This window comes from Parvibaculum sp. (genome assembly GCF_035325945.1).
Lineage (GTDB): Bacteria > Pseudomonadota > Alphaproteobacteria > Parvibaculales > Parvibaculaceae > Parvibaculum.
In genome coordinates this window covers 2163-21784 of the sequence record NZ_DAOKYX010000007.1, presented here as the reverse complement: position 1 = coordinate 21784, position 19622 = coordinate 2163, and the positions used below count along the sequence as shown (strand labels likewise).

The 19622-nt window shown below is 61.1% G+C and carries 13 protein-coding genes; 8 read left to right on the top strand and 5 right to left on the bottom strand.

Translation table 11 applies throughout. The features are described 5' to 3' along the window. The coding region (locus PKA57_RS05650) for a TetR/AcrR family transcriptional regulator (protein ID WP_324298388.1) at window positions 1-587 on the bottom strand (587 nt) is incomplete at its 3' end. A gap of 325 nt (window positions 588-912) precedes the next feature. On the opposite strand from PKA57_RS05650, the gene PKA57_RS05645 reads away from it, so the two are divergent. The 4 genes from PKA57_RS05645 to PKA57_RS05630 all read left to right on the top strand — a co-directional run bounded on the left by PKA57_RS05645 (window position 913) and on the right by PKA57_RS05630 (window position 5878). Next, entirely contained in the window at window positions 913-2394 is a 1482-nt protein-coding gene (locus PKA57_RS05645; protein ID WP_324298386.1) for a 4-hydroxyphenylacetate 3-hydroxylase N-terminal domain-containing protein, read from the top strand. Beyond that, window positions 2391-3854: an aldehyde dehydrogenase gene (locus PKA57_RS05640; RefSeq protein ID WP_324298384.1), complete on the top strand. Its 1464-nt coding sequence runs from the start codon at window positions 2391-2393 to the stop codon at window positions 3852-3854. The genes PKA57_RS05645 and PKA57_RS05640 overlap by 4 nt, the downstream gene beginning before the upstream one ends. Window positions 3855-3910: 56 nt before the next feature. After that, window positions 3911-4741 carry a fumarylacetoacetate hydrolase family protein gene (locus tag PKA57_RS05635; protein WP_324298382.1) on the top strand — a complete coding sequence of 277 codons (831 nt, stop codon included), beginning with the start codon at window positions 3911-3913 and terminating at the stop codon, window positions 4739-4741. Between the two features lie 111 nt (window positions 4742-4852). Continuing rightward, entirely contained in the window at window positions 4853-5878 is a 1026-nt protein-coding gene (locus tag PKA57_RS05630) for a hypothetical protein (protein WP_324298381.1), read from the top strand. A 69-nt stretch (window positions 5879-5947) separates the two neighbouring features. On the opposite strand, the gene PKA57_RS05625 is transcribed toward PKA57_RS05630, so the two are convergent. After that, window positions 5948-7396, bottom strand: coding sequence for a 4-hydroxyphenylacetate 3-hydroxylase N-terminal domain-containing protein (locus PKA57_RS05625; RefSeq protein ID WP_324298380.1), 1449 nt, complete (start codon window positions 7394-7396; stop codon window positions 5948-5950). A gap of 148 nt (window positions 7397-7544) precedes the next feature. Beyond that, on the bottom strand, window positions 7545-8453 hold the full coding sequence (locus tag PKA57_RS05620; protein ID WP_324298378.1) for a VOC family protein: 909 nt from the start codon (window positions 8451-8453) through the stop codon (window positions 7545-7547). 513 nt (window positions 8454-8966) lie between these two features. On the opposite strand from PKA57_RS05620, the gene glgP reads away from it, so the two are divergent. Next, window positions 8967-11489: an alpha-glucan family phosphorylase gene (glgP, locus tag PKA57_RS05615; protein ID WP_324298375.1), complete on the top strand. Its 2523-nt coding sequence runs from the start codon at window positions 8967-8969 to the stop codon at window positions 11487-11489. Here glgP and PKA57_RS05610 read toward each other — a convergent pair. Both PKA57_RS05610 and glgA read right to left on the bottom strand, forming a co-directional pair. After that, on the bottom strand, window positions 11470-11742 hold the full coding sequence (locus tag PKA57_RS05610) for a DUF2934 domain-containing protein (protein WP_324298373.1): 273 nt from the start codon (window positions 11740-11742) through the stop codon (window positions 11470-11472). The genes glgP and PKA57_RS05610 overlap by 20 nt on opposite strands. A gap of 95 nt (window positions 11743-11837) precedes the next feature. Continuing rightward, window positions 11838-13361, bottom strand: coding sequence for a glycogen synthase GlgA (gene glgA / locus PKA57_RS05605; protein WP_324298371.1), 1524 nt, complete (start codon window positions 13359-13361; stop codon window positions 11838-11840). A gap of 151 nt (window positions 13362-13512) precedes the next feature. Here glgA and glgB point away from each other — a divergent pair, with 151 nt between their 5' ends. The 3 genes from glgB to malQ form a co-directional block, all read left to right on the top strand. Next, window positions 13513-15735, top strand: coding sequence for a 1,4-alpha-glucan branching protein GlgB (glgB, locus tag PKA57_RS05600; protein WP_324298369.1), 2223 nt, complete (start codon window positions 13513-13515; stop codon window positions 15733-15735). After that, window positions 15735-17849, top strand: a complete 2115-nt coding sequence (gene glgX / locus PKA57_RS05595) for a glycogen debranching protein GlgX (RefSeq protein ID WP_324298561.1) — start codon at window positions 15735-15737, stop codon at window positions 17847-17849. The genes glgB and glgX overlap by 1 nt, the downstream gene beginning before the upstream one ends. Window positions 17850-17861: 12 nt before the next feature. Continuing rightward, window positions 17862-19622 (top strand): 4-alpha-glucanotransferase (gene malQ / locus PKA57_RS05590; protein WP_324298368.1); only part of this gene is annotated, 1761 nt, incomplete at its 3' end.

Below are 19622 nucleotides of genomic sequence, written 5' to 3'. Positions count from 1 at the left end.
CCCTCGATGGCGAGGGTGAGCATGGGACGCAGGCGGGAGAGGAACTGCCTCTTTGTGGCCATGCCGCCGAGCCAGCCGATCAGGTTGATGTAATAGATGCCGAAAAGGTTCTCGGCGGCGGTCTGAGGATCGACACTCGCGCGTATCTTGCCCGCCTTCTGGCCGGAGACGATGAGGTCGCCGATGCCGTCATAAACGATCTTCATCAACTCGCGCAGATCGTTGCGCCGCTCGGGGCTCGCCAGAATTGTGATCTCCTTGATCAGCACCTTGGCAAGGCCGACATCGCGATTGTGGTAGGCGATCATGGAGCCAAAGACCTCCATGAGCTGGTCTATCAGCGATGGCGTCGAGGAAATCTTCCGGAATGCCGCCTGCGAGGTCTCGATCATCTCGTCCTTGAAGACCATGATGAGAAGGTCTTCCTTCGACTTCGCATAGAGAAAGAGCGTGCCGGTGCCGATGTCGGCGCGTTCGGCGATCTCCTGCGTGGTCGTCTGGGCGAAGCCCTTGGTGGCGAACAGCTCCTTCGCGGCGGAGGTGATCCGTCTCAGCTTCTCCAGCTTGTTGCGTTCGCGCCGGCCCATGGGCGCGGACTCGCGGCCTGCCTGGGAGCGTGCCGCCGCTGGCTTCCTTTTCCGCTGTTCCGTCACCGCCCGTTACCTCTCCATTCTTGTCCCGATCAGGCTGAAGACAGAACATGTCGTTTGGGAAGGCATTGTCAATCCGGTTCCGACCGCAGGCAAAACGAACGTCCGGAGCCTCATGCGGCTTCGCTTGACAGGTTTCCGCCGGAATATAAACTGAGTGCAGTCATTATTGGCGCTCGGTCATAATCGCGCCAGATGCCGGGGGAGGCATCGGGACGGAAGAAGCCCGGACCATCGGGCCAGATCACGGGAGGGATCTCATATGCCAGCTCGCACGGCAGAGCAGTTTTTGCGTGGCCTGAAAGGCGCGCGCAACATCTGGGTAGGCTCGGACAAGGTTGAAGATGTGACGAGCCACCCGGCCTTCGCAGGCGCGGCGGAGGGCCTCGCGAAGATTTTCGATCTCCAGCACGAGTTTGCCGATGATTGCCTGATGCCCGATCCCGAAACGGGCGAGCCGATCAATGTCAGCCACATGATCCCGCGCTCGAAGGACGATATCCTTCGCCGCCACAAGGGGCTCGAACGGATCGCCGAATATACCGTCGGCGTGATGGGCCGCTCGCCCGACTACATGAATGTGACCTATGCCGGCTTTGCCGGTCGCGCCGACGAGTGGGGCGCCAATGGCAACGAGGAAGGGGCGGAGAACCTCGTCAATTATCAGAAGTTCCTCCGCCGCAACGACATTGCACTGACCCATACGATCATTCAGCCGACCATCGACAAGGCGCAGGGCGATGCGCCCCGGCCGGGAAACACCGTCGCGCTGCACAAGGTCGGCGAGACGGAGCATGGCATCATCGTGCGCGGCGCGCGCATTCTGGCAACTCTCGCGCCATTTGCCGACGAGCTTGCCGTCTATCCGGCCGCGCCCTTGCCCGAAGGCGCCGATGCCTATGCGCTTGCCTTCTGCATTCCGATGTCGGCGCCGGGTCTGAAGTTTATCTGCCGTGACAGTTGCGCCGGAACGCGCAACATCCACGACCATCCGCTTTCAGCGCGCTTCGACGAGCAGGATGCCTTCGTCATCTTCGACGATGTGGAAGTGCCCTGGGATCGCTTGCATATCAACTGCAACCTGCCTGTCTACAATCAGGTCATGACGACGGGCTGGTTCCCGAACATCATGCAACAGACCATGATCCGGGCACAGACCAAGCTCGAATTCGCCTGGGGTGTGGCCACGCGCATGTCGGAGGCCATAAACGGCTTGCAACCGCCCGCCATGCAGATGCTCGGCGAAATGTGGACGTTTTGCGAGTTCGCCCGCGCCTGCATTCAGACAGCAGAAGCAAACGCGCATGAATTCGGAAACGGCGTCTGGTTCCCGCAAGGCGCGCCGCTCGTCGCCCTCCGCGCGACATTGCCGACATGGTTTCCGCGCGTGAACGAGATCATCCGCCTCCTGGGTTCTCATAATCTGCTCGCCGCGCCGACACAGGCACAGCTTGCAGACCCCGAGCTGCGCCCGCTCATCGATCAGTTCATGCATGGCGCGGGCAATGTGAGCGCCGAGGCGCGCAGCCGCATCTTCCGCCTCGCATGGGATTTTGCCGGCAGCGCGCTCGCCAGCCGCAACGAGCAATATGAGCGCTTCTATCTCGCCTCCGGCGCGCGCAACCAGCAACTGGCGCATATGCTGGCAGAGCGGGCGCGGGCGGACCGGCTGGTCAACCGCTTTCTGACGGAAAAGACCGGCACTGAGGAAAACACAAACCAGCGTATCGCGGAGAAGGCATGATGAGCGGCAATATCGCAACGGTCGCAGGCGTTGAAGTCTCGACCGACCATTGGATCGACGGGCGGCGCGTTTCCTCGCCGCGGCGCTTCGCGAATATCTCTCCGGTCGACGGCACGCATATCGCCGACGTCGCGGCAGGCGGCAAGGCGGAAGTGGATCAGGCTGTCGCCGCGGCGCGCAGGGCCTTTCCCGCATGGGCGGCGCTGGGTCCGAAGGGACGCCTGCCGATCCTCAAGCGCTTCGCCGAAGGCATCAAGGCCCGCGCGAACGAGCTAGCTGCGGTCGAAACAATGGACAATGGATCGCTGTTGCTCGGCAATGTGCATCGCGTCGTGCCGCGCGCCGCGCAGAACATCGAATTCTTCGCCGAATGGGCGCTGACGCTCGAGGGGCACTCCATCGACTCGCCCGAAGTCGTCAACCATGTGAAATACGATCCGGCAGGCGTCGCGGCGCTCATCACGCCGTGGAACGCGCCGCTCATGCTGACCACATGGAAGGTCGGCCCGGCGCTCGCCGCTGGCAACACCGTCGTCGTGAAGCCGCCGGAGTGGGCGCCGCTCACCTGTTCGCTCATGGCCGATATCGCACATGCGGCCGGCATTCCGGCTGGCGTGCTCAATGTCGTGCAGGGCATCGGCGAGGAGGCGGGCGACGCGCTCGTCAACCATCCAGACGTCGATCGCATCAGCTTCACCGGCTCGACCGATACGGCGAAGATCATCGGACAGGCGGCCGCGCGCTCCATCACGCCGCTGAGCGCGGAACTCGGCGGCAAGTCGCCCTTCATCGTCTGTGCCGATGCTGACCTCGACGCAGCCGCGCAGACCGTTGCCGCGCAATACATGAATGCCGGACAGGTCTGCCTCGCGGGCACGCGCATCATGGTCGAGAAGTCCATCGAAGAGGGCTTTCTCGAGAAGGTTCGCGCCGCATCGAGCCACATGATCGTCGGCGATCCGCGCGACAAGGATACGCGCGTCGGGCCACTCATTCACAAGGAGCATTTTGAGCGCGTGGCAGGCTTCGTCGAAAGAGCGAAAGCGGATGGAGCGGTGCCGCTCTGGGGCGGCTCGCGCGCGAATTTCGGCGATCTCTATTTCCAGCCGACGCTCTTTGCCAATGTCGATCCTGCTCTCGAAATCGCGCAGCGGGAGGTTTTTGGACCCGTCCTCACCTGGCAGAGCTTCAACTCCGACGACGAGGTGATCGAACTCGCCAACAATACGAAATACGGCCTTGCGGCGACGCTTTTCAGCCGCAATGAGGCGCGCGCCACGCGCATCGCCTCGCAGGTCGTCGCGGGCACGGTATGGGTCAACTGCTTCTTCATCCGCGATCTTGCCGCGCCTTTCGGCGGAAGCCGGGACTCCGGCATCGGTCGCGAAGGCGGGAGCTGGAGCTTCGACTTCTATTCCGACATCAAGAACATATCGGTGCGCAAGAGTTCTTTCGCCTGACAGGCGGCACGCGCGGAAATGATTTTCAGAACAAGAATGAACTATGGGAGAATCGAATGTCGGTTTTGAACGGACCCCGCGAGGAATGGCGCAGAATCCTCCATCAAGGAACGCCCGTCTGGGTTCGCCCCGAAGGCGATATGCTGCGGCTTGGCGACGGCCGGATGGTGGCGGATGCCGAGGCAACTTACCTTCCGCCTTGCGATCCGACCAAGATCATCTGCATACACCTGAACTACGATAGCCGCCGCGTCGAGTTCAAGGCGCCGCCGCTCGTCACGCCAACCTATTTCCAGAAGCCGCTGACAACGCTTAATTCTCATCGCGGCTTTCTCAACCGTCCCGCCGATTGCCAGTACCTCAATTATGAAGGAGAGATCGCGGCAATCGTCGGCAAGCCGATGCGCAATGTCGCGCGAGAGGATGTCTGGGATCATCTCGCGGGCTTCGCTCCGGCAAACGATGTCGGCGCGCAGGATTTCCGCGACACGGATGCGGGCTCGATGCTGCGCGTAAAGGGACAGGACGGGTTCTGTCCCATTGGGCCCGGTATCGTCAGAGGCATCGACATCCGCAAGGAGCGCGTGCGCACCTATATCAACGGCAAGGTCGTTCAGGACGGGCCCGTCAGCGAGATGGTGTTTCCCATCGACTACATTCTTGCCGATCTCTCGCGGCACATCACCTTCCTGCCGGGCGACATCGTGCTCACCGGTACGCCCGCCAATTCGCGGCCGATGAACCCCGGCGATGTTGTCGAGGTCGAGGTGACGGGTATCGGCAAGCTCACCAACACTGTGCAGAGCGTTCCTGCACCCGCCCACAAAGTCGGCCACCAGCCGACGGATTCCGACGCCGTTCGTCGCGTCGCTCTCGGGCAATTCTGAGACGGGCATGGAGCAGGCAGGGGCAGCGGCGGAGTGAAAGCCGCCGGTGCCCTTGCGCATGCGCTTGCGATAGACTGCGGGAATGCAACGATCTCAGGAATGCAATCCCGAATGAAAACTGTTCCCTCTCTTGCCGGCTACAAGGCCGTCTCCCGTATCTATAATGCGCTGATGACCGGGCTCGTGCTGACGCTCGTCACGCGCAAGGGCGAAGATGCGGCGGCGCAATTCGTCCTCGGTCATTTCCGCCGCCAGCATCTTGAGAAGTTTCTGCCCGGCCTGAAGAAGCTCGGTCTGGACGGACTGCCTGACGCGGTCGCCTGCGCGCAATATCACTATTTCTCCAACGCGCTTGGCGGCGTCAAAACCGAGTATATGCCCGAGTCCGACAGCAAGGCCTGGGTTCGTTATCCGCCGCCGCGCTGGATCTGGCAGGGCGCGTCGATCTGCGCCGTTCCGGCCAAGGTCAATGAAGCCATGCTTCATGGCTGGCACGGGCACAACGGCGTGTCGCTCAGAAATCCACGCCTCGGCTTTGTGTGCACCGGGCAGACCGTGGAAGGCGCGCCGGGGCTTGAGGGCTATTACTACGATTATGGCCGCGAGATTGCGGAGAGCGAACGTGTGCGCTTCGCGCCGAACGAGCGCGCTCCCGATTTCGATGCGGCGAAGGCGCCGAAGCTCGATAGCGCGAACTGGCCCGAAGAGAGGCTGAAAAAAGTCGAGCGCGCCTATGCGATGGAATATGTCCGCTCGCTTGTGCCGACCATGCTCTCGCTCTTCGGCCCCGAGGAAACACGCGCGCATCTCGGTCGCGCGGCGCGGCTCATCGGCATGCAGTTCTATGACGAGACGGCGGAGCTTCTGGGCATCGCGCCGGGCGAGGTGCGCTCCTTCGCCACCTATCTTGCCGCCATGGCCGCCGCGCAGGGCGAGCAGGTGGAGATCGCGGAGGAGGGGAACGCGGTGACGATCCGCCAGAGCGGCTGGCGCCTCATGGATGGGATCGACCCGCATCCGGCTGCCTTCGAGGCCTGGAACCGGCTCTGGGAAGGAGCGCTCGCGGTCCATAATCGCAATCTGAAACTCGTCACGATGCGAAGTGACGAGGGCATTCTCTGGAAAGTGACAGCCTGAACCGGACGACGATCGCTCCGGCGCCCGATTTGATCCGGTGCCGGAGCATCGCCGCCATGTGACTGGTTTCTACTCGACGCCAGCCGCCTTCATGAGCGTCGGGATTTCGTCCCACGGCCGTTCCATCTGCGCCATCATGTGGTCGAGCGCCTGATTGCGCGGCGCGCTCGCCAGATAGAAACGCTCGTAAAGCTCGACGCGGCCGCCAAGGGCAGAGCCTGCAAAGTCCCATGCCGTGCGGAAAAGCGTGGCACGCTCGCGCGCGCTCATTCCGTTCGCACCCGGCATGAACGTCCTGACCAGATCCCCGATCTCCGGATTGTCGATGGCGTCGAGAGACGGCGTGGCGAGGAGGTTGTGCGAGCCGATGGTCTTGATGCAATCGTTTGCCCTGACCATCCAGCCGGGCATCATCGAGCGCGTGGCGCGCAAGGGGCGATCGTCGCAGAAGAAGGCGCCGTTGCCCCAGTCCCGCGCGCCCGCCTCGGCGGCCATGATCGCCGAGCGCGTGAGGGTCGCATAGCCCCAGAGTTCGCCGAGCATGGCGGCGACGTCCGGCCGCATCTCCGAATTGGTTGCCCGAGCCATGCGGGTGCAAAGCTCATAGGCGAATTCGAGCTTCACCGCGGCGCGAATGGCCGTCTGCTGCATGATGTTCGCGGCCCATCCGTGCCGCATCAGCCCGTTATAGACGTCGAGGTCGCCATCGATGAAGACGCGCTCGTTCGGAATCTCGACATCGTCGAAGATCATGAAGGCGTCCTGCTCGTCGAAGCGGCTGGAGAAGGGCCGGTCGCCCACAGGCGCGGTGACGCCGCAATGGTCTCGGCAAAGCGTGATGAGGCCCTTGGTGTTCATCGGGATCGAGAAGGCGAGCAACACGTCGGGATTGGTGCCTGCCGGCTGCGGCTGGCCTGGATAGACGAAGAGTTCGTCGGCGAACGGCCCGAGCGTCGCGAGGATCTTCGCGCCCCGCACGACGATGCTGTCCTTGTTGCGGCGCACGACCTTGAGCGCAAGCTCGCCATTGATCCCCTGCGTGTCGGGGATCGCCTTGTCGACGACGGGATGGATGATCGTATGCGTCAGCGAGAGATCCCTCTCGACGACCTCGCGATAGAAGCGCTTGAGCCTGTCGGAATAAGTCCTGTCGCCCCTGGACTCGAAAATGTCGCTGCGCGCCACGAAGCCGGCGAGGGTGACATTCACATAATCCGGCGTGCGGCCGAGCATGCCGGCGGAGTATCGCGCGAAGCGGTCGAAAGCCTTGTGGCGGCGTTTCAGGTCATCGGCGTTCTTCGGCACGATGAGGCTCGCGCTCATCGGCTCGCCCGTCTCCGGATCGGGCACAAGGCAGTCGTCGGCATGTTCGTTCTGCCAGTCGAAATATCCGGCCATGCCCTTGATCGAGCCAGCGAAGACCGGATGGCTCAGAATGTCCACCTTCTCGTTGCCGAGCCACACCGTGCGATCGTCGCGCAGCCCTTCGATATATTGCTTTCCCGTGCGTGCGGTCATGTTCTCTCCCTGCCGCTCCCTTGCCGAGCGACTCCTCTCCCGTTCGCCTGCCGGCGAAAGCCGAAGCAGGACGTTTTGATTTCATCTGTGAATGTCTGGGCGCGCGCAGGCGCGAGAGTCCTGCACACGCATGAGTGAGGCCTGGCGCCTATTCGGCCGCGACTTCCATCACGCCTTTCATGACGCCCAGCACCGGCTCATGGCCGTAAGTGTCGCGCTGGTAATATTCCGACTGGTGCGTTGCCGCCCGCGCGCCCCAGCCGATCTCGCACATCCAGCCCGACGGGTTCACGAAATAGAAGGAATACATATGGTCGTTGGCGTGCCGCCCCGGCGCGATGGCGACCGGAACACCGTTTTGCTGCACGACTTCATAAGCGAGCCCGACATCGTCGAAATTCTCCACCTCGATCATGAGATGGTTGATCCGCTTCTCGCCGGGCGGGCCGAAGGCGAGAGTGTGGTCGCGGCTGTTGCAGTGCAGGAACATCAGTTCGAAGGGGCGTGGCATGCCGGGCAGGGCGATCTTATATTCGACGCCGCCGCGCATGCCGAGCAGCTTGTAGAATTCATAGGTCTTCTCGAAACCGACCGTCTCACGCTGGATCAGATGTCCGAGGCCGCCATCGCCGGTCTTGAACCGGCCATGCATCCGCCGGCCGGGATGAAAGGGCTTGTCAGCCTGAACCTGCGGTCCATGAAATATTTCAATGGGATATCCGCTCGCGTCGTTGAGCTTCATCACTTCGAGAACGCGGCGTTCGTCCGCTTCTTCCGGTGAGCCGATGCGAACCTTGATCCCCGCTTCGGTGAGCTGCCTGTGCATCTGCCGGAACTCCTCCGTGCCGGCGACGCGAAAGCCGAGATAGTTGAGATCGTCCGTACCGTCCTCATCGACGATGAAACGGTGATGCCAGTAATCCATGCGGAAATAGCACCGGCCGGGCTCTCCTTCGTCCGCCACCTCCAGGCCGAGAATCTTCGAAGCGAAGTCTTTCCACTGGGCAAGGTCTTTGACTCCGAGCCCCATATAGCCAAGTTCAGTGACCTGAACCATCCGCGTATCCTCCCATATCGCATCCCGGCCGTCCGATCCGTCAGCGGAAGCTCGCATGACCGGCCCTCGGCGCCCGGGTCTCCTCGGTCACCAACTGTAATCACGGCCATCGAAAGCGCAAGAATAAAATGAGGGTACTCAGTTTTATAGGTGCTGCGGCAAGTCGGTCCGTGGGGGGAGCTTGAGGGGAGGCGAGGGAGCAAGCGGATGGATGAGATCTCGGCCGCATCTTCGCTCTTTCATTAAACTCCCTACACGGACGTATTTGGCTTCCGCACCATGCTCGGCTATTGAAGCCATGCTTCCATGTGACGAGAGTTGCCGGACAATTCACCTGTAACCGGCGCACGGATGCTTCTGTGTGGGCGGGCCCGAAACAGAAATGCGAAAGAAGTAGAGCGACAGAGAACGAAGCACCTGCTGCTTCAGCTTCTAACATCGCGCCCGATGGTGCTAGGCTTAGGGCGGACTTGGCCGTGAGCCGGGTCATGAGTAATGGGAAGGATCAAGACAATGGTCGCGCTTCCCTTGCCGAAATTGCCGAGCGAAATCTCCATCCTGCAATCGCTCGCGCTCGATCTGCGCTGGACATGGAGCCATGAAGGCGATGCCTTGTGGTCCTATGTCAACGAGCCATTATGGGAACGTACGCATAACCCCTGGGTGGTTCTCCAGAGCACGCCGGCGGAGCGGCTGAACTCGCTTGCCTGCGATCAGAAATTCCTCGACGAACTCTCGAGCTTTGTCGCCGCGAGGGAGCGCTATCTGCAGACGCCGGGCTGGTTCCGCCAGACCCATGCCGCCTCGGATCTGGGCGGCGTCGCCTATTTCAGCATGGAATTCGGCCTTGGAGCCGCCTTGCCGCTTTATGCGGGCGGATTGGGCGTGCTTGCCGGCGACTTTCTGAAAACGGCAAGCGATCTCGACATTCCGGCCATCGGAATCGGGCTGCTCTATCAGGAAGGATATTTCCGCCAGGTGGTGGACACAGAGGGCGCGCAGCAGGAATTCTATCCTTATAACGAACCGGCCGCGATGCCCATCGAGCCGGTCATCCTGCCGGAAGGCGGCTGGCTGCGCGTCTCGCTCGAGCTGCCTGGACGCACGGTGCTCCTGCGCGTATGGCAGGCGGCGGTCGGCCGTGTGAAGCTCTATCTGCTGGACAGCAACGACCTCCTCAACACACCTCCGGATCGAGGCATTACCGCGAAGCTCTATGGCGGCGGCACGGAAATCCGCCTCATGCAGGAAATCGCGCTCGGCGTCGGAGGCTGGCGCGTTGTGGACAGGCTTCATCCGGAAATCGAAATCTGCCATGTCAACGAAGGTCATGCGGCATTCGCGATCATCGAACGCGCGCGCCAGCTCGCCGTAAAGGAAAACATCAATTTCTGGGAAGCGCTGTGGGCGACGCGAGCGGGCAATGTGTTCACGACGCATACGCCGGTGGCCGCAGGTTTCGACCAGTTCCATGCCGGCCTCCTGCGCAAATATCTTCCCTATGTCGAAGGCGATGTGGCGGGGCGCGGCGTCAGGATGAATGATGTGCTGGCGCTGGGCCGGGCCAACGCGAATGACGACCATGAACCCTTCAACATGGCCTATCTCGCATTGCGGGGATCGGGCATGTGCGTGGGGGTGAGCCGCCTGCATGGCGAATTCAGCCGAAGAATTTTCCAGACGCTGTTTCCGCGCTGGCCCTCCTGCGAGGTTCCCGTGGGGCACATCACCAATGGCGTCCATGTTCCCACATGGGACTCCGCCGAGGCCGACCGCATCTGGACGGAAGCCTGCGGAAAGGAGCGGTGGCGCGCGCCTCAAGCTGCCCGCTGCGAGAACATGATGGGCGTGTCCGACGAAGAACTATGGGCGATGCGCGGCAAGGGGCGCGAAAGCGTGGTGAAGATCGCCCGCCGGAATCTGGCCAAACAGCTCCGGGAGCGTGGAGCGGACCCCGAAATCGTGCAGATGGCGGATGCAGCGCTCGATGCGAATGTGCTGACAATCGGGTTCGCCCGCCGCTTCACGGAGTACAAGCGAACAAACCTCCTTCTCCGCGATCAGGAGCGCCTTGGACGGATGCTGCTGAACGAAAGCCAGCCAGTGCAGATCATCGTGGCGGGCAAGGCGCATCCCGCCGATCTCGCCGGCAAGAGCATGATCCGGGAATGGATCGACTTTGCGCATCAGCCGCGCTTCCGCCGTCATGTCATCTATCTCGAGGATTACGATCTCGACCTTGCTCAGCATCTGGTGCAGGGCGTCGATGTCTGGATCAATACGCCGCGACGGCCCTGGGAAGCCTGCGGCACGAGCGGTATGAAGGTTCTCGTCAATGGCGGCTTGAACTGCTCGATCCTCGATGGATGGTGGGATGAGGCTTATGACCACGGTCTGGGCTGGGCCATCGGAGACGGCGGCGGCGGCGCCGTCGAACGTGTCGACGTGTTCGATGCAGAAAGCCTTTACGACCTGCTCGAGGCGGAGATCATCCCCGAGTTCTACGATCTCGATGCGACGGGCCTTCCCCGCAACTGGCTGAAAAGGATAAGGCGCAGCATGTACGAGCTGACGCCCCAGTTCAACGGTGCCCGCATGATCAGGGAATATGTGGAGAAGGCCTATCTTCCTCTCTCCAATAGCATCCGTAGACGGATGAAGGAAAAATGCGCGGACGCGAAGGCGATGAACCAGTGGTCGCGTACGCTTCACATGCGTTGGCCGACGCTTCACATCGGAAATGTGACGATCAACCGGAACGGAGAATCCTGGAACGTGATCGTGCCGGTTTACATGGGCGAGGTGATACCATCATCGGTCCGGGTGGAGCTTTTCGCGGATGCGAGTAACGGGCTCGATCCTGAAGTCGTGCTTCTGCACCAGGAGCAGGCTATTCCCGGTTCCAACAATGGTTACGTCTATGCAGGCGCCGTAAGCGCGTCACGCCCCTCGGATGATTACACCGTGCGCGTGGTGCCTCATCATCCGGATGTTTTCCTTCCGACCGAATTGCCGCTCATTTCCTGGCAGCGTTAGGCGGCGAAGTGCGGTGCGCAATCCGCGCGGAGATGCTCTTGCACGGCGGCGATGAGATCGGCACGCGCGGCATGACATAGGCAGCGGGCTTGTCGAGCGCCTGCGCGCAGCGCATCTCGGCTTCGATCTCTTCCCTTGCGCGGCGCCAATGTTCGGCTTCGTTGCCTTGCGGGCAACCTGCGCGCTTCCAGATCAGGTAGCTGCGCATTCTGATGAGTTCTTCGGAGATATCGGTCGGGTCGAAGCGGGCCATGGGGTGCTCCTCTGGATGAACTCGAACCATTGCCCCCATTAGCCATTCGCTGAAATCGCCCCGTCAGCGGCGCCGGACAGAAGAACTGCGCTCGCTTAGCTTGCAGCCTGCCGGACCGATTGCAAAGCGCTATCTTCCGATGGGACATGGTAACGCAGGCGGGGTACTGGCGCGCCGGCAAGGTCGTTGTAGTACGCCGCATATTGCGCGGCGCTACTGCGCCAGCTGAAATCCTGCCGCATTGCCTGCGCCTGAAGCCGCCGCCAGATGAGCGGTTCCATGTAGCAGGCAAGAGCGCGATCAAGCGCTGTAATGAGGCTGATTAGATTCGCATTATCAAAAACGAAACCCGTCGCTGTCCGGTCGATGATGGTGGCGGCGCTCGTATCGACGACCGTATCGGCGAGCCCGCCGGTGCGCCGGACGACAGGCAGCGTTCCGTAGCGCAGCGCATAGAGCTGGGTAAGGCCGCAAGGCTCATAGCGCGCCGGCGCCAGCAGGATGTCGCTCCCGGCCTGAAGGCGATGCGCCAGCGCTTCGTCATAGGCGATATGCGCCGCAACATGCCCGGGATATTTCGCCTGCGCTTCCACGAAATCTTTTTCCAGTTCCGGATTTCCCTGACCGAGCAGAACGAATTGCGCATCCCGCTCGACGATCAGGGGCAGGGCGTCCAGAATGACATCGGCCATTTTCTGATGGGTGAGGCGGCTGACAAAGCCGATCAGCGGCGCGTCGGCGCGGACAGGCAGGCCGAATTCTCGCTGAAGCTCCGCCTTGCAAATTTTCTTGCCTCCAATGTCGCCCGTGCGGAACAAGTGAGGCAGATAGGGATCGCTTGCCGGGTCCCAGGACGCATCGTCGATGCCATTGAGAATGCCCGAAAAGCTGACGGATCTCGTGCGCAGAAGCCCATCGAGCCCGCAACCGAATTCTGGCGTGATGACTTCCTTCGCATAGGTCGGGCTCACCGTCGTCAGCCGGTCGCCATAGCACAGGCCTGCTTTCAGAAATGACGCCTGCCCGTAATACTCGATATTGCCGCTGAGGAAACAGTCGGCGGGCACGCCGATGGCGGGCAGGATTTCCGGCGAGAAATTGCCTTGAAACGCCATATTATGCACGGTGAATATCGTTTTTGGTCTTGCGCCGCCCTCACGGGAAAGCAGGAGGGGCAGAAGCCCCGTATGCCAGTCGTTCGCATGCACGACATCCGGCTGCCAGCCAAGGCATGTTCGCTCCATTGCAAGCTCGGCGCCCACATGGGACAGGAATGCAAAACGCAGCGCATTGTCCGGCCACTCCTGCCCGTCGCTGCGTAGATAGAGGCCACCTTCGCGCCGGTAGAGAGAGGGCGAGTCGATCAGAAAGACTGGAACATCCGAGGTGGGAAGGCGCCCGACTACTAGCGTTGCGTCGGAGATGCCAAGCAGCGGTGCGAGCCTTGCGATCGCGCGCGGCCTTTCGACTTGCGCCAGTGCGCTCGGATAGCCAGGCAGAAGCAATCGCACATCTATGTCTTGCTTCTTGAGAGCTATTGGAAGGGCTCTTGAAACATCGGCAAGGCCGCCAGTCTTCGCCAATGAACAAACTTCTGACGTGACGAAAAGCACTCGCATGTATGTACCGCGCAGGTTTGGGTTGCTCAGCTTAAGCGGCCGTCTTCCCCCCGCGATTGATCGAAATCATGCCAGATGAAATTTTCTGATCGTAGAATGCCGCACGCGCACGAGGCTCGATATGCCCGTCTTTCCAGAGTCAGGAATTTCCATGCGACGGAGCAGGCGGCGATCCCGATCTTTGTTTGCATCACATTGCGATCGGATCGCCTCGCTCGTCAACGGCGATGAATGCGATCCGTTCTCTTTCCTCGGCATGCACAGGAATGAGAGCGGCGAACTCGTCCTGCGCGCGTTCCATCCCGGCGCGACCGCCGTTTCGATCATCGACCGGCAGACTGGAGCCGAGCTCGCCGAACTGGTTTGTGTGGATTCTTTGGGCTTTTTCGAAGCGAGCTTGGGTTTGGACCGCGCATTCTTTCCCTATCGATTACGGGTAAGTACGGGCGAGACATCGCAGACGATCGACGATCCCTATTCGTTTCCGCCGCTTCTCACTGAAACGGATATCTACCTTCATGCCGAAGGAAACTATCTCTTTTCCTACGAGAAGATGGGCGCGCATCCGATGGTAAGGGAAGGTGTGGCTGGCACGAATTTCGCCGTCTGGGCACCGAACGCGCGTCGCGTAAGCGTCGTTGGCGATTTCAACGAGTGGGATGGGCGGCGCCAGCCCATGCGACTGCATCCGGGAGCGGGGCTCTGGGAAATCTTTTTACCCGGTGTCGGCGTAGGCGCGCTTTACAAATATGAGATCAGGACGAAAACGGGAGAAACGCTCCTCAAGGCCGATCCCTTTGCCTTCGAGGCGGAGCGCCCGCCGAAAACCGCGTCGGTTATTTCCGCTGCGCTGCCGGAGCCTCGCCGCGCGCCTCATGCCTCGCCGCGCACCGACCGCCATGCGCCGGTTTCGATCTATGAGGTGCATTTGGGTTCGTGGCGTCGCGTACCGGAGGAGGGTGGGCGCTCGCTCCGCTACGGGGAGCTTGCCGACACGCTCGTGCCATATGTCAAGGACATGGGGTTCACCCATATCGAGCTGATGCCTGTCAGCGAGCATCCTTTCGACGGCTCTTGGGGCTACCAGCCGACGAGCCTTTTCGCACCGACCAGCCGATACGGAACGCCGTCCGAGTTCCAGAAATTCGTCGAGCGCTGTCACGATGAAGGTATCGGCGTGATCCTCGATTGGGTCGCGGGACATTTTCCGAATGATCCGCACGGCCTGTCGAATTTCGACGGCACGCATCTCTACGAGCATCAGGATCCGAGGGAAGGGCTGCATCCCGACTGGCACACCCATATCTACAATTTTGGGCGCAATGAAGTGCGTGGCTATCTCTTGTCGAACGCTCTTTTCTGGTTGTCCCGATATGGCGTTGACGGGTTGCGTGTCGATGCGGTCGCCTCGATGCTCTACCGCAATTACAGCCGGAAGGAGGGCGAGTGGATTCCGAATATCCATGGCGGCCCTGAAAATCTGGAGGCGATCGGCTTTCTCCACCGCCTCAACGAAGCCGTCTACGCACGGCATCCGGACGCCCTCACTATCGCGGAAGAGTCGACGGCGTGGCCCATGGTGTCGCGCCCCACATATCTCGGCGGGCTCGGCTTCGGCTATAAATGGAATCTCGGCTGGATGCACGACACGCTGTCCTACATGGCGAAGGAGCCTGTGCATCGGAAGTATCATCACGATCGGCTGACCTTCGGCCTGCTCTATGCGTTCAGCGAGAATTTCATTCTGCCGCTCTCGCATGATGAGGTCGTCCACGGCAAGGGCTCGCTCCTCGGCAAGATGCCCGGCGATCGCTGGCAAAAATTTGCCAATTTGCGCGCCTATCTTGCCTTCATGTTCACGCAACCGGGCAAGAAACTTCTCTTCATGGGTGGCGAGGTCGCGCAGGAACGCGAATGGAACCATGACGAGAGTCTGGATTGGCATCTGTTCGAGGACGGGATGCATGCAGGCGTGCAGGCGCTGGTGCGTGATCTGAACCATCTCTATCGCAATGCGCCGGCGCTTCATGAACGCGATTGCGAGGCGGAAGGCTTTTCCTGGATCGACTGCAACGACGCGGAGGCCGGCGTCGTGTCCTATATTCGCCACGCTGCCGAACCCGCCGATCTCATGGTGATCGTCTGCAATTTCACACCGGTCGTGCGCAACGACTATGTTGTCGGCGCGCCACGGCAGGGCGCCTATCGGGAAGTGCTGAACTCCGACGCCCGCTGCTATGGCGGAAGCGGCATTGGAAATTCAGGCATGGTCGTTGCGCACGACGTGCCCGCTCATGGCATGGCGGCGTCCCTGTCGCTCACCCTGCCTCCGCTTGGTGTCCTCATCTTGCAACCGGAGAACGTACCGCCGTGATGAGAAGCCGGACGCTGGGAGAGGGGCAGCCTTACCCGCTGGGCGCAACGCCCGACCAGCGCGGCGTGAACTTCGCGATTTTCTCCGCCAATGCCGAGAAGGTCGAGCTTTGCCTTTTCGACAGTGCCGGCCAGCGCGAGCTGGCGCGACACTCGCTGCCGGAACGCACAGGCGACATATGGCATGGGCATCTTCCGGGTGGCCGTCCGGGTTTGCTCTATGGCTATCGCGTATATGGTCCTTACGATCCCTGGAATGGCCATCGCTTCAATGCGAACAAGCTTCTGATCGATCCTTATGCGCGCTCGCTCGATCGCTCATTCGAGTGGAACGACATTCACTGCGGCTACATTCCCGGGGACTCGCGCGAGGATCTGTCATTCGACACCCGCGACAATGCGGCGCTCATGCCGAAGTGCCGGGTGATCGACCCGACCTTCTCATGGTCGAGCGATTCAGGACCGCTTACGCCCCCGGCGAACTCAGTCATCTACGAGCTTCATGCGCGCGGCTACACCATGCTCCATCCCGCTATCGAGAAGAGCATGCGGGGGACCATGGCGGCGCTACGCCAGCCCGACATCATCAGCCACTTGCAGAGCCTCGGGATAACGGCCGTTGAATTTCTTCCACTTCATCCAGCCGCGACGACGCGCGTTCTGGCGCACAACGGATTGCATGAATACTGGGGATATAATTCGATCAACTTCTTCGCGCTCGATCCTCGCTTCCTGATGAATGGCGATATCGATGATTTTCAAAAAACCGTTCGGGCTTTTCACGAAGCGGGCATTGAGGTCATCCTCGATGTCGTCTTCAACCATACGGGCGAGGGAGACGAGTTTGGCCCCACGCTTTCCTTTCGCGGCATCGACAACGCATCCTATTACTGTCTCGCTGAGGACAGGCGGCGCTATGTCGATTTTACCGGCTGTCGAAACACGCTCAATTTCGAGCATCCGCGCGTTCTACAAATGGTTCTGGATTCCCTTCGCTACTTCGTGAAGGAGATGCATGTCGATGGCTTTCGCTTCGACCTTGCCGTCAGCCTTGCACGCAAACATCACCATTTTTCGCAACAGGCCCCGTTCTTCGACTGGGTCATGCAGGACCCGACGCTGGCACAAACGAAGCTCATCGCGGAGCCTTGGGACCTCGGACCCGACGGATATCAAGTCGGCGCGTTCCCGCCTCCCTGGAGCGAGTGGAACGACAAGTATCGCGACGGCGTGCGCAAATTCTGGCGCGGAGAGCCGGGCGTCGTCGGCGATCTCGCATTCCGTCTGTCCGGTTCGAGCGACATATTCGGAGGGCGAGGGCGCCGACCGACGGCGAGTGTGAACTTCATCACCGCCCATGACGGTTTCACGCTCGAAGATCTCGTTACCTATGAGCGGAAGCGCAATCTCGCCAATATGGAAGACAATGCCGACGGCACGGATGCCAATTACAGCTGGAACTGCGGCGTGGAAGGGCCGACCGAGAACCGAGAGATTGTCGAACTTCGCCAGCGGCAGAAGCGCAATCTGATGGCGACGCTTCTCCTCTCGCAGGGAATTCCGATGCTCCTCGCGGGCGACGAATTCGGGCGAACGCAGCATGGCAACAACAACGCCTATTGCCAGGACAACGAGATCGGCTGGGTCGACTGGACGAAGCTCGACAAGGGCCGACCCTTCCTTGCATTCGTTCAAAAGCTGATCGCGTTTCGCGCCGCTCATCCGGTTTTTCGTCGAAATCGCTTCTTTCATGGCGACCACATCGACGGCGGCGGCATGCGGGACATCGCCTGGCTCTCCGCCACGGGAACGGAGATGATGGACGAGGATTGGCGCAAGGACGGTCTTCACTGCCTCGGCGTTCTCTATGCGATACCTCCGATGGAGGTTGCCCCCGCCGACCCGGAACGGCCGGTGAGACACGCGCTCCTGCTCCTGATGAATGCGGAGAACAGCGCGGCGAACTTCGTGCTGCCTGAGACGCAGCCCGACAAGATCTGGAAGTGCCTGCTCGACACAAGATCGAACGAGGAACCGGTGAACGTCCGCTTTAATCCGGGCTCGGCATTTCCACTTGCCGCCCACTCGCTTGCACTTCTCGCCAGCGAAAATTGAGGATCGCTCCTCATGTACAGCGACGAAACCCTGATCCGTCTTGCCGATGCAGCGGGCATAGAGCCGCGCTACTGGGATATTCTGGGGCGCCTGCACGAGGCGACGTCCGAGACGCTACGCGCGCTGCTCGAAGCGCTGGGAATTCCCGCGCAGACCGATGCGGACGCGGCGGCAAGCCTGTCCCGACTGATTGCGGAGCCGTGGCGAAACGTTCTCGCTCCGGCGATCGTCGGGCGCGAGCATGACGAGATCGAAGTTTCGTTTAGATTGCCGGCCGCGGAAGGCACCGGATCGATCAGATGGTGCATAAGGCTTGAATCGGGCGAGATTGAAACGGGGGAAGCGGCGCTCGCCGACATGCCGGTCGAGGAATCCGGATCGATCGATGGTTTACCCATCAGCTTGCGCCGCTTGCGGCTTCCGCCGCTTCCGCCCGGCTATCACGAATTCCGTCTCGAGAGTTCGGGCGAGGCGATAGCCACATTGATCGTTGCGCCAATGCGCTGCCATTTGCCGGCAAAATTCGCATCGGCGCCGTGCTGGGGCCTTTCAACGCAACTCTATTCTCTCAATACGCAGGAAAACTGGGGCATGGGAGATTTTGGCGACCTCCGTATGCTGATCGAAAAATCTGCATCCATGGGCGTGGATGCAATCGGCCTCAATCCTTTGCACGCGCTCTTTCTCGACACGCCGGAGCAGGCGAGCCCCTATTCGCCGAACAGCCGACTTTTCCGCAATCCGCTTTATCTCGCCCCCGGCTCCATGCCAGATTTTCTGGAATCGAGCGAGGCACGCGCGCTTTTCGACATGCCGGAAATGATGCGCGCGCTCTCGATTTCGCGTGACGGATCGCTCGTCAACTACAAGGCCGTCGCCACCCTCAAGCTCGCGCTGCTTCAGCTCATGCGCCGAAGTTTTGAGGAAAAACACCTGTCCGAAGAAAGCGGGCGAGGGCGGGAGTATCGAAATTTCCTCGAGCAGGCCGGTGTCGCGCTCGAGCGCTTCGCGACCTTTCAGGCACTGGCCGAGCATCTGGGCACGCATGATTGGCGGCAATGGCCAGTTGGCTACAGAGATTGGGCGTCGCGCGAGGTGCGCGCCTTTCAGGCGGCTCAGTCTGGGAGAGTTGCCTTCTTCAAATATCTTCAGTGGCTCTGTGAAGAGGCATTTTCCGGGACGGCGAAACTCGCGCGTGCGCGCAGCATGGCGGTCGGCCTCTGCAACGATCTCGCCATCAGCGTCGACGCTTCCGGCGCCGATCACTGGGCCAATCGCGATCTATTCGCGGGTCAGGCTCGCGTCGGCGCGCCGCCTGATCCATTCAACGAGCTGGGGCAGGAATGGGGCGTCGTTCCGCTTATTCCGCACCGGCTCAGAGCCACCGGCTACGCGCATTTCATAGCGCTTCTGCGCGCCAATATGCGGCATGCGGGCGCCTTGCGCATCGATCACATCATGGGGTGGCAACGGCTCTTCATGATCCCGGCCGGGGCTTCGCCCTCGGATGGCGCCTATGTGAGATTTCCGCTGGACGATCTGATGGCGATCGCCGCTCTGGAAAGCCGGCGCAATGAGTGTCTTATCATTGGCGAGGATCTCGGGACTGTTCCCGCGGGCTTTCGCGAGCGCATGTCCGCAGCCAACATTCTTTCATGCCGCGTTCTTTATTTCGAGCGGGCCCATGACCGCTTTCACCGGCCGGAGGAATATCCCGCGCTCGCATCCGTCTCCGCCTCGACGCATGACCTGGCGACGTTGCACGGCTTCTGG